At 70.6% G+C, this 14,841-nt stretch carries 11 protein-coding genes; 3 read left to right on the top strand and 8 right to left on the bottom strand.

The features are described 5' to 3' along the window. Window positions 1-56: 56 nt before the first annotated feature. From OHA37_RS04980 to OHA37_RS04945, 8 genes are all read right to left on the bottom strand, one after another. Complete coding sequence (locus OHA37_RS04980; RefSeq protein ID WP_266902853.1) at window positions 57-896, bottom strand: PmoA family protein; 840 nt, start codon at window positions 894-896, stop codon at window positions 57-59. Next, a complete protein-coding gene (locus OHA37_RS04975; RefSeq protein ID WP_266902851.1) occupies window positions 893-2,068 on the bottom strand; it encodes a Gfo/Idh/MocA family protein in 1,176 nt (391 codons plus the stop codon). The genes OHA37_RS04980 and OHA37_RS04975 overlap by 4 nt, the downstream gene beginning before the upstream one ends. Further along, on the bottom strand, window positions 2,065-2,892 hold the full coding sequence (locus OHA37_RS04970; RefSeq protein ID WP_266902849.1) for a carbohydrate ABC transporter permease: 828 nt from the start codon (window positions 2,890-2,892) through the stop codon (window positions 2,065-2,067). Before OHA37_RS04970 ends, OHA37_RS04975 begins: the two co-directional genes overlap by 4 nt. After that, on the bottom strand, window positions 2,889-3,794 hold the full coding sequence (locus OHA37_RS04965) for a carbohydrate ABC transporter permease (protein ID WP_266902847.1): 906 nt from the start codon (window positions 3,792-3,794) through the stop codon (window positions 2,889-2,891). The genes OHA37_RS04970 and OHA37_RS04965 overlap by 4 nt, the downstream gene beginning before the upstream one ends. A gap of 113 nt (window positions 3,795-3,907) precedes the next feature. Further along, on the bottom strand, window positions 3,908-5,629 hold the full coding sequence (gene araD / locus OHA37_RS04960) for an L-arabinonate dehydratase (RefSeq protein WP_266902845.1): 1,722 nt from the start codon (window positions 5,627-5,629) through the stop codon (window positions 3,908-3,910). Further along, a complete protein-coding gene (locus tag OHA37_RS04955) occupies window positions 5,626-6,528 on the bottom strand; it encodes a dihydrodipicolinate synthase family protein (protein ID WP_266902843.1) in 903 nt (300 codons plus the stop codon). The genes araD and OHA37_RS04955 overlap by 4 nt, the downstream gene beginning before the upstream one ends. Before the next feature lie 2 nt (window positions 6,529-6,530). Continuing rightward, window positions 6,531-7,187 (bottom strand): GntR family transcriptional regulator, encoded by a 657-nt coding sequence (locus OHA37_RS04950; RefSeq protein ID WP_266902841.1) that lies wholly within the window; start codon window positions 7,185-7,187, stop codon window positions 6,531-6,533. A gap of 204 nt (window positions 7,188-7,391) precedes the next feature. Continuing rightward, complete coding sequence (locus OHA37_RS04945) at window positions 7,392-8,216, bottom strand: NAD-dependent epimerase/dehydratase family protein (RefSeq protein ID WP_266902839.1); 825 nt, start codon at window positions 8,214-8,216, stop codon at window positions 7,392-7,394. A gap of 190 nt (window positions 8,217-8,406) precedes the next feature. Between OHA37_RS04945 and OHA37_RS04940 the strand changes: the two genes are divergently transcribed. The 3 genes from OHA37_RS04940 (at window position 8,407) to OHA37_RS04930 (ending at window position 14,701) form a co-directional block, all read left to right on the top strand. Beyond that, complete coding sequence (locus OHA37_RS04940) at window positions 8,407-9,606, top strand: hypothetical protein (RefSeq protein WP_266902837.1); 1,200 nt, start codon at window positions 8,407-8,409, stop codon at window positions 9,604-9,606. 230 nt (window positions 9,607-9,836) lie between these two features. Then, window positions 9,837-12,761, top strand: a complete 2,925-nt coding sequence (locus OHA37_RS04935) for a glycoside hydrolase family 48 protein (RefSeq protein WP_266902835.1) — start codon at window positions 9,837-9,839, stop codon at window positions 12,759-12,761. 356 nt (window positions 12,762-13,117) lie between these two features. Then, the gene (locus tag OHA37_RS04930) at window positions 13,118-14,701 is read left to right on the top strand and encodes a carbohydrate-binding protein (protein ID WP_266902833.1); all 1,584 of its coding nucleotides are present in this window, start codon (window positions 13,118-13,120) and stop codon (window positions 14,699-14,701) included. Window positions 14,702-14,841 lie beyond the last annotated feature (140 nt).

Genomic DNA, 14,841 nt, shown 5'->3' with positions numbered 1-14,841 from the left:
CGAAGGGGGACAGGGTGATGCGGAGCGGGGCGATCACGGCCGGGGCGCGGTGCGGCTCATGCCGCGACCGCCTTGCGCACCAGCGCCGCGGCCTCTGCCCGCCCCAGGCGGCCGTCGGCCACCACGGTGACCACCCGCCGTACGACGCTCGCTCCGGCCGCGACGGCCAGCCGCCGGCCGGGGGCGAGGGAGGAACCCACGCCCGGATACTCGGCGGCGCGCAGGAACCACGGATCGCGCCGGGTCTCCTCGGTCGCTCCGGCGAAGACCAGGGTCCAGCCCCGGCCGGCCAGCGCGACCCAGTCGGCACGGGAGCCGTGCGCGGCCTCCTCGCCGTCCGCGTCCGCACTGAAGACGACCGGGGCCGCCGCCTCTTTGGGGGCGCGCCAGAAGAAGCCCCCGTAGGCGGCGCCCGGGCGTCCGTTGGTGGCCGGGCTGCCGAAGGAAAGGTCCTGGCCCGACGCCTCGGTGAGCGAGAAGGTGAAGTCCAGGGCCCAGGCCGAGTCGCTCAGTGCCGCCGTCACCACGGTCCGGCGTTCGCGCAGGAGCACCCGGCCCCCGGCCGTCCAGCTCAGCTCCTCCACGAAGCCGTCCTGGTCGAGGCGGCTGAAGCCGTCGTGCCGCTGCACGCCGTGGTTGTCGAGCGCGGTCGGTCCCCGGTCGCGTACGAAGGTGCGCCCGCCCCAGAAGTTGTGGCCCGCCACATCGGGCACGGCCACGCCCGCGCCGAGGTGGTGCGGGTGGTCCTCCGGCATCAGCTCGGTGACGGGGACCCCCGTCAGAGTGGTGACCGGATGCAGGTAGGGCCGGGGGGAGTGGTCCGGCGCCAGGTCCGGGGTGGTCGTGTAACGCGCCACCGGGCGGCCGGCGCGGCGCAGGACGAGGGGCACGTTCATCGGGTCCCCGCCCCGGTCGGCAGCGTCCAGGGGGCGCCCAGCTCGGAGTAGAGGCCGAGCGCGTGGGCACTCCTGTCGACGAGTGCGTCGATCCCGTCGACGACCCGGCGCGGCGCGGCCCGGCCCGCCTCGGTGCGCCAGTACGCGTCCGGCAGCGCCACGGGGTCGGGCGCCAGCCGGATCGCCTCCACGACCCGCATGAACGCGCCGGTCTCCTCGGGCGGTACGTACAGTCCCTCGCCGTCCGTCACATGGCCGACGAGGTTCTCCAGGAGATCGGTCCGCCCGTGGACGCTCTCCTCCGGCCCGTGCCCGGCCCGCTGGAGCAGCACCCGGTCCTGCCGGTACCAGAAGGTGATGCGGCCCCGGCTGCCGTGGACCACCACGTACGGCTCGGAGTCCGTCTCGGCGCACAGGGTCGCCGCGACGGTGAGCCGGGTGCCTGCCGAGGTCACGATCCGGACGCAGGAGGTGTCGTCGGACTCGATGGCGTTGGCGCGCAGGAGTTCGGCCTCGATCGCCTCGACGTCCTCGGCCCGCGTACTGCCGGCGAGGGCCAGCGTGGTGGCGACGGCGTGGGCCAGCGGGTTGGTCAGGGCCCCGTCGACGACGTCGACGCCGTCCAGGCGCCGGCGGCCGGCCCAGGGCGCGCGCTGGAAGTACGCCTCGTCACGGACCCACGCCCCGGCCGCGCCGACTCCGAGGAGTTCGCCTATCTCACCCTCCTCGATGAGCCGCCTGATGGCGGCAACGGCATGCGATCCGAGGGACTGGAAGCCGATCTGGCAGGACACGCCGGCCTCCGCGACCGCGTCCGCCATCCGGCGGAACTCCGCGTACGACGGTGCAGGGGGCTTCTCCAGGAGGATGTGTGCGCCGTGGCGGGCGGCGGTCAGGGCCAGATCGGTGTGGGTCTGGATCGGCGTACAGAGCACGGCGATCCCGGCCCCGGTCGAGGCCAGCAGCGAGTCGAGGTCCGAGGACTGCTCCGGGGCGCCGAACCCCTCCAACTCGCCGGCGTCGAGCGGCCGCAGCTCGCATACGCCGACGAGGCGGACCAGGCCGAGGTGTTCGAGCCGGCGGATGCCCCGCAGGTGCGAACGGCCGTGGCCGCGCGCACCCGCCAGGACCACGGGCACGGGGGTGCGTGGGGTGCCGGAGGCGTTGCTCATCCCTTCACCGCCCCTGCGCTGAAGCCGGTGACCAGCCACCTCTGGATGAAGGCGAACACGATCACGACGGGCACCGCCGCGATCACCCCACCCGCGGCGAGGGCGCCGAGGTCGACACTGTCCGCGCCCATCAGGGTGTTCAGGCCGACCGGGATGGTCTGCTTGTCCTGGCTGCTGAGGAACATCAGCGCGAAGAGGAAGTGGTTCCAGGCGTGGACGAAGGCGAACGAGCCGACGGCGACCAGACCGGGCCGCAGGAGCGGCAGGACGACGATGCGGAACGCGCCGAAGCGGTTGCAGCCGTCCACCCAGGCCGCCTCCTCCAGCGAGTACGGCACGTTCTTGATGAAGCCGCTGATGAGGATCATGGACAAGGGGAGCTGGAAGACGGTCTCCGCGATGATGACGCTGCCCAGCGAGTTGATCATGCGCAGACTCGCGAAGGTCTGGAACAACGGTACGAGCAGCAGCGCCCCCGGCATGAACTGGGAGCACAGCAGGGCCAGCATGAAGCCCTTCTTGATCCGGAAGTCGAAGCGGGCCAGCGCGTAGCCCCCGGCGAGCGCGATCACCGTGGTCATCACCAGGGTCGCGAGGCCGATGAGCAGGCTGTTCTGGAAGAAGGTGGCGAAGCCCCGCTCGGTCCACACCTTCTCGAAGTGCTCGGTGGTCATGGGCCACGGCACCAGTGAGGTGGAGCCCGCCGGCCGCAGGGCGAAGAGCAGGATCCAGTAGAAGGGGATCAGGGTGAAGAGAAGATAGATGCCGAGCGGCAGGTAGATCTGCCACCGGGGGACCTCGTCCCAGGCGCGACGCCGTCTCATTTGCTGTCGCCTCCGAACTTGCTCAGGCGCAGATAGACCATCGAGCAGAAGAGAAGGATGGTGAACGCCACCGTCGTGAGGGCGGAGGCGTATCCGAAGTTGTGGGCATCGACACTGGTGTTGGCGATGTAGAGGGGCAGCGTGGTCGTCTCGCCCGCGGGGCCGCCGCCGGTGAGCGTGTAGAGGAGATCCACGTTGTTGAACTCCCACACCGCCCGCAGCAGGGTGGACAGGATGATCGCGTCCTTGAGGTGCGGAAGCGTGATGTGGAGGAACTGCCGCAGCCGGCCGGCCCCGTCGACCTCGGCGGCCTCGTACAGGTCCTTCGGTACGGACTGGAGGTCGGCGAGGATGAGGATCGCGAAGAAGGGGACGCCGCGCCACAGATCGGCGACGACCACCGCGGAGAAGACCGTGGAGGTGTCGGACAGCCAGGACGTTCCGTACTCGCCGATCCCCATGTCCGCGAGGTAACGGGTGATGCCGGTCTGGGAGTTGTACAGCAGCACCCAGATGGCCGACGTCAGTACTCCCGAGACCGCCCAGGGGGAGAACACCAGCGCCCGACCCAGGGCGCGGCCCGCGAAGGTCTGGTTGACGATCAGCGCGAGCGCCAGGCCGAACAGCAGCTGCAGGCTCACCTCGACGGCGACCCACTTCGCGCTGAAGATCAGCGTCCCCCAGAAGTGCGGGTCGTCGGTGAAGATGCGCACGAAGTTGTCGAAGCCGGCGAAGCCGTTCCGCCAGGGCTTGGTGGGGTTGTAGTGCTGAACGCTGTAGTAGAAGACGCTGATCACGGGATAGGCGATGAAGCCCAGCATCAGCAGTGCGGCGGGGGCGATCAGCAGGTACGGCAGTCGGCGGGGGGGTGCTCCCGTGCGGCGGGTCACAGCTGAGGCCATGACGGTGGCTCCGTTCTCGGTGTTTCGGGCAGGCGGACGCGGCGGAGGCGGCCGAGGCGCTGGTCGGGCCGGTCGGGCTGGTCGCGCCGGTCGCGCCGGTTCGCGCGAAGGGATCAGCCCGCGTAGGGATCGGGAGTCGCCCCGGGCCGGGCCAGGAACTCGAAGTCGCATCCGGTGTCGGCCTGGGTGATCTGCTCGGTGTAGAGCGCCCCGTAGCCGCGCTCGTAGCGGGCCGGCGGCGGGGTCCACGCCTCGCGCCGATGCGCCAACTCGTTCTCGGAGACGTGCAGATGAAGGGAGCGCGTCTCGACGTCGAGGGTGATGGTGTCGCCCGTGCGAACCAGGGCGAGCGGCCCGCCGACGTACGACTCGGGCGCCACGTGGAGCACGCACGCGCCGTAACTCGTGCCGCTCATACGGGCGTCGGAGATCCGGACCATGTCCCGTACGCCCTGCTCCAGCAGGTACGTGGGGATCGGCAGCATCCCGTACTCCGGCATCCCCGGGCCGCCCTTCGGCCCGGAGCCCCGTAGTACGAGCACATGGTCCGCGGTGATCTCGAGCGCCGGGTCGTCGATGGTCCGCTGCATCGTGCGGTAGTCGTCGAAGACCACGGCCGGGCCCGTGTGCTTGAGCAGGTGCGGCTCGGCGGCGATGTGCTTGATGACCGCGCCGTCCGGGCAGAGGTTCCCGCGCAGCACCGCGACCCCGCCCTCGGGTGCGAGGGGCCGTTCGCGCTCCCGGATCACCTCGTCGTTGTGCACGCGGGCGCCGTCGAGCTGTTCCCGCAGCGTGTCGTGGGAGACGGTCGGCCGGTCGAGGTGCAGCACGTCGGTGAGCCGGGAGAGGAAGGCGGGCATGCCGCCGGCGAAGTGGAAGTCCTCCATGAGGAACCGCCCGCCGGGGCGGAGGTCGGCCAGCACCGGAACGGTCCGCGCGATGCGGTCGAAGTCGTCCAGCGTGAGCTTCACCCCCGAACGGCCGGCCATGGCGATCAGGTGGATGACCGCGTTCGTCGACCCGCCGAGCGCCAGGACGGCGGCGACCGCGTCCTCGTACGCCTCCCGGTTCAAGATCGCGGACAGTCGCCGGTCCTGCCGTACGAGCTCCACGATCCGCATCCCCGAGGCGGCCGCCATCCGGTCGTGGCCCGAGTCGACCGCCGGGATCGAGGAGGCGCCCGGCACGGTCACTCCGAGGGTCTCGGCGGCGGCGGTGAGCGTGGAGGCCGTGCCCATCGTCATGCAGTGGCCGGGGGAGCGGGCCAGCCCGCTCTCCAGTTCGGCCATTTCGCAGTCGCCGATCAGGCCCGCCCGCTTGTCGTCCCAGTACTTCCACATGTCGGTGCCGGAACCGAGGGTCTCGCCCCGCCAATGGCCCGGCAGCATGGGCCCGGCCGGCACGAAGACGGTCGGCAGATCCACCGAGGCCGCGCCCATCAGCAGTGCCGGTGTCGACTTGTCGCAGCCGCCGAGGAGAACCGCGCCGTCGACGGGATAGGAGCGCAGCAGCTCCTCCGTCTCCATCGCGAGGAGGTTGCGGTAGAGCATCGGCGTCGGCTTCTGGAAGGTCTCGGAGAGAGTGGAGACCGGGAATTCGAGCGGGAAGCCACCGGCTTGCCACACGCCCCGCTTCACGGCCTGCGCGCGGTCCCGGAGATGGACGTGGCAGGGATTGATGTCGGACCAGGTGTTGAGGATCGCCACCACCGGCTTGCCCATGTGCTCCTCGGGGAGGTAGCCGAGCTGGCGCGTGCGGGCGCGGTGGCTGAACGAGCGCAGTCCGTCCGTCCCGTACCACTGGTGGCTGCGCAACTGGTCGGGTCGCAGGCTCATGTCCGCCATCCGGCGGCTATCGCGGCAACCTCGGCGCGCGCGGATACGGGCAGCTCGCGGCTGGGCGGGCGGATGTCGCGCCGGCACAGACCGAGCGAGGCGAGGGCCTCCTTGACGACGGTGACGTTGTCGGCGCTGCCGTTGGCGGCCCGCAGCTCCTCGAAGCGGCGGATCCGCTCCCACACCTTCATGGCGGCCGGGTAGTCGCCGGCCCGCAGGGCGGACAGCATCTCCAGGGAGAGCGCGGGACAGACGTTGACCAGGCCGGAGGTGAAGCCCGTCGCACCTCCCGCGAAGTAGGAAGGGGCGTACGGTTCCGCGAGCCCCGCCACCCAGACGAAGCGCTCCAGCCCCGCGTCACGGGCGAAACCGGCGAACCGGGCCGCGTCCGGGACGGCGTACTTCACTCCGACCACGTTCGGGCAGGCGTCGCCCAGCTCCGCGAGCCGCACGCCGCTCAGTTGTGCATTGCGGATGTAGGGGACGATGCCGAGTTCGGGCACGGCCTCGGCGATGGCCCGGTGGTAGTCGACCCAGCCGTCCTCGGAGACGTACGGGTGCACGGGCTGGTGCACCATCAGCATCGGTGCTCCGCAGGCGCGTGCGTGCCGGGCGGCCGCGACCGCCGTCGGCACGTCGTGCCCCACACCGACCAGGACCGCGGCGTTCCCGCCCGCCTCCTCGATGGTCAACTCCGTCACCCGCAAGCGTTCTTCGGGTGTCAGGGCATAGAACTCACCGGTGTTCCCGTTCGGGGTGAGCGTGCGCACGCCGCCGTCGATCAGGCGGCGAAGCAGCGCGCGGTGCGCGCCGGTGTCCAGATCGCCCGCAGCGGTGAAGGGCGTGACCGGGATGGCCACGACATCGGCGAGTGCGGTCCTCAGGGTCTCGAAGGTCATGGTCACTCGCTGTCCTGGGGGAAGGCGTCCTGGGGGAAGGCGCGCTGGACGAAGGAGGCGATGTGGTCGTGGACGGCCCGGCCGGCCAGGTCCGCGTCACCGGCGGCGGCGAGGCGCAGGATCTCCTCGTGTTCGGCGGCCTCGCGCTCCCAGGAAGGAACGGCGGCCCAGGCGACGGTGGAAACGAGGGCGGCCTGGTCGCGGACCTCGTCGAGCATCCGGCCGAGCAGGGGGTTGCCGCAGGGCAGGTAGAGAGCCCGGTGGAACTCCCGGTTGGCGAGCGAGCGTTCCGCGGGGTCCTCGGCTCCTGCGGCCCGCAGCAGCGCCTCGCGCGCCGCGTCGAGCGGGGCGCGGGCGGCCACCGTGCGGCGGACCGCCTCCGGTTCCAGGAGCAGTCGTACGTCGTACACCTCGCGGGCCATGTCGGCGTCGACCATGCGCACGGTGACGCCCTTGTACTGGCTGACCACGACGAGCCCGGTGCCCGCGAGGGTCTTGAGCGCCTCGCGGACCGGAGTCTTGGACACCCCGAAGTGGGCGGCGAGTTCGGTTTCGACCAGGGCCTGACCGGGACTCAGGGTTCCGGTCAGGATGTCGTGCTTGATCGCCTCCAGGACGTACTGGGTGCGGGACGGGATGGGGCTCGGGGCGAAGGCCATGACGCACTCTCAGATCTCGTGTATCGCGTCTCATATATGATGTACGAAGAGCAATGACGAGAAGCTAAGCCGCAGTTGGTGTTTCGTCAATGCTTCGCGCACGAGTCGTGGAAAGCGCTTACTACGTGCTTACTACGTGCTTACTACGTGCTTACTACGTGCTTACCAGGCGCTTGCCGCGCGCCTGCTGCGCGGTCGGGGCCGTCAGTGCGGCCAGCGCGGCGGGTCGGTGCAGAAGCGGCCGCCCAGGTACAGGCCGTCCGGGTCGTCCTCGCCCGGGACTCCCTGCCGGGCGATGAGCCGCTGCGCGAACCGCTCCGAATCGTCCTGCGGTTCGTATCCGATGGACCGCGCCGAGGAAAGGTCCCACCACAGCCGGGTGTTGGCGGAGGAGCCGTAGACGACCGTGTGCCCGACGTCCTCGGCGGTGAGTGCCGCATGGAGGAGCCGTGCGCAGTCGGCGGGGCTCAGCCACATCGACAGCATCCGGACCGTGGTCGGCTCGGGGAAGCAGGAGCCGACCCGCACCGATACGGTCTCGATGCCGTGCAGGTCCCAGTAGAGCTGGGCCAGATCCTCGCCGAAGCACTTGGACAAGCCGTAGAAGCTGTCCGGCCGGCGCGGGGTGCCGACGGGGATCAGCGGGTCGTCCCCGCTCGGCGGCGGGGTGAAGCCGACGGCGTGGTTGCTGGAGGCGAAGACGACGCGGCGCACCCCCTCCTCGCGGGCCGCCTCGTAGAGGTGGTGCAGGCCGGTGACGTTGGCGGCCATTACCTTTTCGAAGGTGGACTCCAGGGATATCCCCGCGAGGTGAATGACCGCGTCGACGCCCCGGACGGCCTCCCGCAGTGCCTCGCGGTCGGCGAGGTCGGCGACGATCGCGTCCGGTGCGCCGTCGACCGGTACCAGGTCGAGCAGGCGGAGCCGGTAGCCGTAGGCGGGCAGCAGTTCGCGCATCAGGGTGCCGACGCCCCCGGCCGCACCGGTGAGCAGGATGATCCGGGGCGTAGGCGTGTGTGAGGTCTCCATGCGGAGAACGTAGTCACATACGTGAACGCGAGGAAGAGCGTTCCCGGAGATCGCCAACCGTAGGCGCCCAGGCGGAGGCGGTGCTTGACGATGTCTCGAGCAGGTGCCTACTGTTCGCAACGCTCATGGACATGACCGGAGTTCACAGGTCTGAACATTCCCGAATCCACACACAGGCGGTGAGGTTCCGATGGTGACGGCGACCGGATACGCGTATCCCTGGGACTTCGCCGGTGATCCCGCAGCGGCCGAGCGGGCGCGCGAGGCCGGCGTGGAGACCGTGGCCGTCGCCGCGAACTACCACAGCACCCGCGCCGCCACCCCGCTCCACCCGCGCCACCGGCTGGTGGACGCCGAACACGCCGCCTGCTACCTCCCGGTCCGCCCCGCCGCCTGGCAGGGCATGAGGCTGGTGCCCCGAGTTCCCCGATGGACCGTACCCGACTCCTTCACCGTGGCCCGGAAGGCTCTCGTCGCGGCGGGACTGCGGGTCGCCGCATGGACCGTCCTCACCCACAACAGCGTGCTGGGGCGCGAGAATCCGGACCTCGTGCGGCGCAACGCCTTCGGTGAGCCGTACCCCTACGCCCTGTGCCCGCAGGCACCCCAGGTCGCCGACTACTGCGCGACCCTCGTGCACGAGGTCGCCCTGCTCGGCGAGGCCGACGGTCTGATCCTGGAGGCCGCCGGTCCGCTGGGAGTGGATCACGGAGGCCATCACGACAAGACCGAGTTCGCCCAGTGGACCACCGTCCAGCGCCAGTTGCTCTCGCTGTGCTTCTGCGCCTCCTGCCGGCGCCTCCAGCGGGCGTCCGGCCTCGATCCCGAACGCGTCGCGGCTCAGGTCCGTGCGGCGCTCGGGCCGCCGCAGTCGCCGCCGAAGAGTCCCGAAGAAGCCCTGGGGGCGCAGACGGCCGCCGTGCTGCGCGCGGGCGCCGACGCGTCCGCCTCCGCCCTGCACGCCCGACTGGTCGCCACCGCGCGAACCGCCGCGCCCGGCATCCGCGTCACCCTGCACGGCTCCGCGTCCCCCTGGGCCACCGGGGCCTTCGCGCCCGTCGGGCCGACCGTGGCCGAGGGCATCGACGCGGTGGTCGCCAACTGCTGGGCGGTCGACTCCGAGGCCGGCTCCGGCTCCGACTACGGCTCCGTCTCCGGCCCCGGCGGTGGTGCGGTTGCCGCCCTCCGTGATCTGGCGCCACCCGCCACCGCCGTCGGCGGCTACTTCCGTCCCGAGACCCTGCCCGCGGAGGAGGAGGGCCTCGGCGCGCTGGCCGCCCGATTGGTCGCCGCCGGCCTGAGCGAGGCACACCTCTACCACCTCGGCCTGGTCCCGCTCGCGGGCCTCGACCGTTTGCGCGGCCTTGTCGCCGCCCTGCGGAGCGCGTGAGCCGTACGGAACCCGGACGGGCTCGGGGGTTTCGTACGGACTCAACTGTCTTCAAATAGCGGACAGTTGAGCAAATTCCTCGGAGGAATACCTTCGACTCTTCGCGCATCTTGACGCAGCTGGGCAGGGTCTGCACAGTGGGAGCGCTCCCACTGATTCGGAACTTGTGCTCCCGCTCTTCGCACGCCCCCCACCCCCACCCTCCCCGAGCCGCGAGGAGAACCATCCGCATGTCCGCACATCCCCCACCCAGGCCACGCGTCCGTCGCACACTGCTGACGGCATCGGCCACCGCCCTCGCCCTTTCCCTCCCCCTGGGCCTCACGGCCGTCGGCGCCACCACCGCCGCGGCCGCGGCGGTGCAGTGCAGCGTCGACTACAAGACCAACGACTGGGGTTCGGGCTTCACCGCCGAGCTCACCCTCACCAACCGGTCCGCCACGACCCTCGACGGGTGGACCCTGACCTACGACTACGCGGGCAACCAGCAACTCACCAACGGCTGGAACGGCACGTGGACCCAGTCCGGCAAGACCGTCAGAGTCGCGGCTCCGGACTGGAGCAAGACCCTCGCCGCAGGCGCGGCCGTCACGGCCGGCGCCCAGTTCGGCTACAGCGGGACCAACACCGCCCCCTCCTCGTTCGCGGTCAACGGCACCCCGTGCACCGGAGCCCACCAGCCCCCGGTCGCCGTGCTGACCAGCCCCGCCCCCGGCGCCGTCTACACGGTGGGCGCCGCTGTCCCGCTCGCCGCCACCGCCGCGGCGGCCGACGGCGCCACCGTGGGCAAGGTCGAGTTCTACAGCGACACCACGCTCCTGGGCACGGACACCACGGCGCCCTTCACCCTCGGCGCCACCGGCCTCGCCGCCGGCGCCCACTCCCTCTACGCCAAGGCCTACGACAGCCTCGGAGCCTCCGGCGAGTCGGCTCCCGTCGGCATCACGGTCGCCGCCGGCCCCGCCCTCGTCGCGGCCCCCGCGCAGCTCTCCGTACGCCGGGGGGAGACGGCCGCCTTCGACCTGAAGCTCTCCAAGCAGCCGGCCGCGAACGTCACGGTGGGCGTGGCCCGCGCCTCGGGCAACACCGACCTCACGGCGACACCCGCCGAGCTCACCTTCACCCCGGCCAACTGGAACACCGCCCAGAAGGTGACCGTCACCGCCGGGGCCACCGGCAGCGGCTCCGCCGTCTTCACCGCGACGGCCCCGGGTCACACCACAACCGAGGTGACGGTGGCCCAGTTGGCCGCCGACTCCACGTACGACGCCCGCTTCCTCGACCTCCACGGGAAGATCACCAACCCGGCCAACGGCTACTTCTCGCCCGAGGGCATCCCGTACCACTCCGTCGAGACGCTGATCGTGGAGGCCCCGGACCAGGGGCACGAGACCACCTCGGAGGCCTACAGCTACCTGATCTGGCTGCAGGCGATGTACGGGAAGATCACCGGAGACTGGACCAAGTTCAACGGCGCGTGGGACGTCATGGAGAAGTTCATGATCCCCACCCATGCCGACCAGCCCACGACCGGCGCCTACAACGCCTCCAAGCCCGCCACCTACGCCCCCGAGCACGACCTTCCCTCGCAGTACCCGGCCAAGCTCGACGGAGGGGTCGCCTCCGGCGTGGACCCGATCGCAGGCGAGCTGAAGAGCGCGTACGGCACGGACGACATCTACGGCATGCACTGGCTCCAGGACGTCGACAACGTCTACGGCTTCGGCAACGAGCCCGGAAAGTGCTCCGCCGGACCGACCGCGACCGGACCCTCGTACATCAACACCTTCCAGCGCGGACCCGAGGAGTCGGTCTGGGAGACCGTTCCGCACCCCACCTGCGACAAGTTCGCCTACGGCGGCAGGAACGGCTACCTCGACCTCTTCACCGGGGACTCCTCCTACGCCAAGCAGTGGAAGTTCACCAACGCCCCGGACGCCGACGCGCGCGCCGTCCAGGCCGCGTACTGGGCGGACATCTGGGCCAAGCAGCAGGGGAAGGGGTCCCAGGTCACCGGGACCGTCTCCAAGGCGGCCAAGATGGGCGACTACCTGCGGTACTCCATGTTCGACAAGTACTTCAAGAAGGCCGGGAACTGTGTCGGCCCGACCGTCTGCCCCGCCGGCACGGGCAAGGACAGCGCGCACTACCTGATGTCCTGGTACTACGCCTGGGGCGGCGCCACCGACACCGCGGCCGCCTGGTCCTGGCGGATCGGCTCCAGCCACGCCCACGGCGGCTACCAGAACCCGCTCGCCGCCTACGCGCTGAGCGAGTACGCCCCGCTGAAGCCCAAGTCGGCGACCGGCTCGGCGGACTGGGCGACCAGCCTCGACCGGCAGCTGGAGTTCTACCGCTGGCTCCAGTCCGACGAGGGCGCCATCGCGGGCGGCGCGACCAACAGCTGGCAGGGGCGGTACGCGCAGCCCCCGGCCGGGACCCCCACCTTCCACGGGCTCTTCTACGACGAGAAGCCCGTCTACCAGGACCCGGCGTCCAACCAGTGGTTCGGGTTCCAGGCCTGGTCGATGGAGCGGGTCGCCGAGCTGTACCAGCAGACGGGGGACGCCGCCGCCAAGACCGTGCTCGACAAGTGGGTCGGCTGGGCCCTGTCGAAGACCACGGTCAACCCCGACGGCACCTACCGCATCCCCTCCACCCTCAAGTGGTCCGGCGCCCCCGACACCTGGAACGCGTCGGCGCCCGGCGCCAACTCGGGCCTGCACGTCACCGTCGCGGACTACACCGACGACGTGGGCGTGGCCGCCGCCTACGCCAAGACCCTCACCTACTACGCCGCGAAGTCCGGCAACGCCGAGGCCAAGCGGGTCGCGAAGGCCCTCCTCGACGGCATGTGGGCCCACCACCAGGACCCCCTGGGCGTCGCCGTCCAGGAGACGCGGACCGACTACAGCCGCTTCGCCAACCCGGTGTACGTGCCCAGCGCGTGGACGGGCACGATGCCGAACGGCGACACGGTGAACCCCTCGTCCACCTTCGCCTCGATCCGCACCTTCTACCAGGACGACCCGGCCTGGCCGAAGATCGAGGCCTATCTCGCGGGCGGCGCCGCGCCCGTCTTCACGTACCACCGGTTCTGGGCCCAGGCGGACATCGCCCTGGCCATGGGCTCGTACGCGGAGCTGCTCGAATAGCAGCCGCCCCGCCCGGAGACGGCTCCGCGTACGACGAGGCCGGGCAGCCCGAGAGGGCCTGCCCGGCCTCCACGCATCCATGATCTGCCCCTCGGCACCCGTTCACCGGTATTGACGTGGACATGACGTCTTCGTAGGATAGTAAGCGCTTTCTGTATCTCACCGAGCGCGCCGCATGCCATTCCCCGTGACGGGGCTGCGGAGAGGCGCAGGGGACGCTTGAACGGCCTCGTTCGGTACTTTCGTCAACACCCGCGGCCGTCCCCTGTGCAGCAAGCGCTTTCTGTTTCTCGGTCGAGAGCCGCACTGTCATGCCTGCATACAGGCGACCACGGAGAAGGAACGAGACCCCCCCCATGAAACCGAGCTCCCCCCTGTCCTTACTCGCCTGCGCCGCTCTGGCGGTCGGCGCGTTCGTGGCGCTGCCCGGTGGCACGGCCACAGCCGCCCCTGTCCGCTACGAGGCCGAGGCCTCGCCCGCGCTCTGTACCGGCACCATCGACTCCGACTGGGCCGGCTACTCCGGCAGCGGATTCTGCAACGGGACCAACGCGGTCGGTTCCTACGCTCAGTTCACGGTGAACGCCCCCACCTCGGGTACCGCGACGCTGAAGGTCCGCTTCGCCAACGGGACCACCACCGCAAGGCCCGCGGCCGTCACGGTGAACGGCTCGGCGGCCGCATCCGCTTCGTTCGAGAGCACCGGCACCTGGGCGACATGGGCGACGAAGACGCTCGCGCTGCCCCTCGCGTCGGGCAGCAACACCATCCGGCTCAGCCCCACGGCCTCCGCGGGCCTGCCCAACGTCGACTCCCTCGACGTCGAGGTGGACGACACCACCCCGCCGCCGACGGGCGCCGCGCTGTACGTGGCGCCGAACGGCAGCGATGGCGCGGACGGTACGCAATCGGCCCCGACCACGCTCACCTCGGCGATCAGCCGCGTCCCTGCCGGTGGAACGATCTACCTGCGTGGCGGGACCTACCGCTACTCCCAGACGATCACCATCCCGCAGGGCAGGAACGGGACGCCGAGCGCCCGCACACAGCTGTCCGCCTACCCCGGTGAGCAGCCGGTGCTGAACTTCTCGGCCATGGCCGAGGACCCGGCGAACCGGGGGCTCGCCGTGAACGGGTCGTACTGGCACGTCAAGGGCATCGTGGTCGAACGAGCCGGTGACAACGGGATCTTCGTCGGCGGCAGCAACAACGTCTTCGAGCGCACGGTGACGCGCTTCAACCGGGACACCGGGCTGCAGCTCTCGCGGATGGCCTCCACCACCCCGCGCGACCAGTGGCCCTCCAACAACCTCGTGCTGAGCGCGGAGTCGCACGACAACGCCGATTCCGACGGCGAGGACGCCGACGGCTTCGCGGCGAAGCTGACCGTCGGTCCCGGGAACGTCTTCCGCTACGCGGTGGCCCACAACAACATCGACGACGGCTGGGACCTCTACACCAAGACCGACACCGGCCCCATCGGTCCGGTCACCATCGAGGACTCCCTCGCCTACGGCAACGGCACCCTCTCCGACGGCACCGTGAACTCCAACGGTGACCGCAACGGCTACAAGCTCGGCGGAGAGGACATCAAGGTCGACCACGTCGTCCGGCGCAGCATCGCCTATCGCAACGGCAAGCACGGGTTCACGTACAACAGCAACCCCGGCACCATGTCGGTGTCGGCCAACGTCAGCATCGACAACGCTCAGCGCAACTACTCCTTCGATGCGGGTACTTCGGTGTTCCGCAACAACGTCTCGTGCCGCAGCGGCAGCGGCACGAACGACAGGACCATCGGCGACGCCGACAGCTCGAACCAGTTCTGGTCCGGCTCCAACGGATCGCGGTGCTCCTCCTTCACCGGCGCCCTGAACTGGTCCTTCGCCGCCGACGGCCGGCTCGCCGTCACTTTCGGCGGCACGCCGGTATCTCCGTAGCCGATCGCGTCACCGGCCCGGCCGGTCCATCCGGTTCCCTCCGGGTGGACCCGCCGGGCACTGACCCGGGCGGTGGGGCGAGAAGGGCGCCGAGAGTCCTGGGAAGAGCAGACGTGGGAAGAGCAGACGTGGGATGAGCA

The organism is Streptomyces sp. NBC_00335 (assembly GCF_036127095.1).
In the GTDB taxonomy this organism is placed as follows: domain Bacteria; phylum Actinomycetota; class Actinomycetes; order Streptomycetales; family Streptomycetaceae; genus Streptomyces.
Note: the sequence above shows the minus strand (reverse complement) of the source record. Positions and strands in the feature narration are given on the sequence as shown.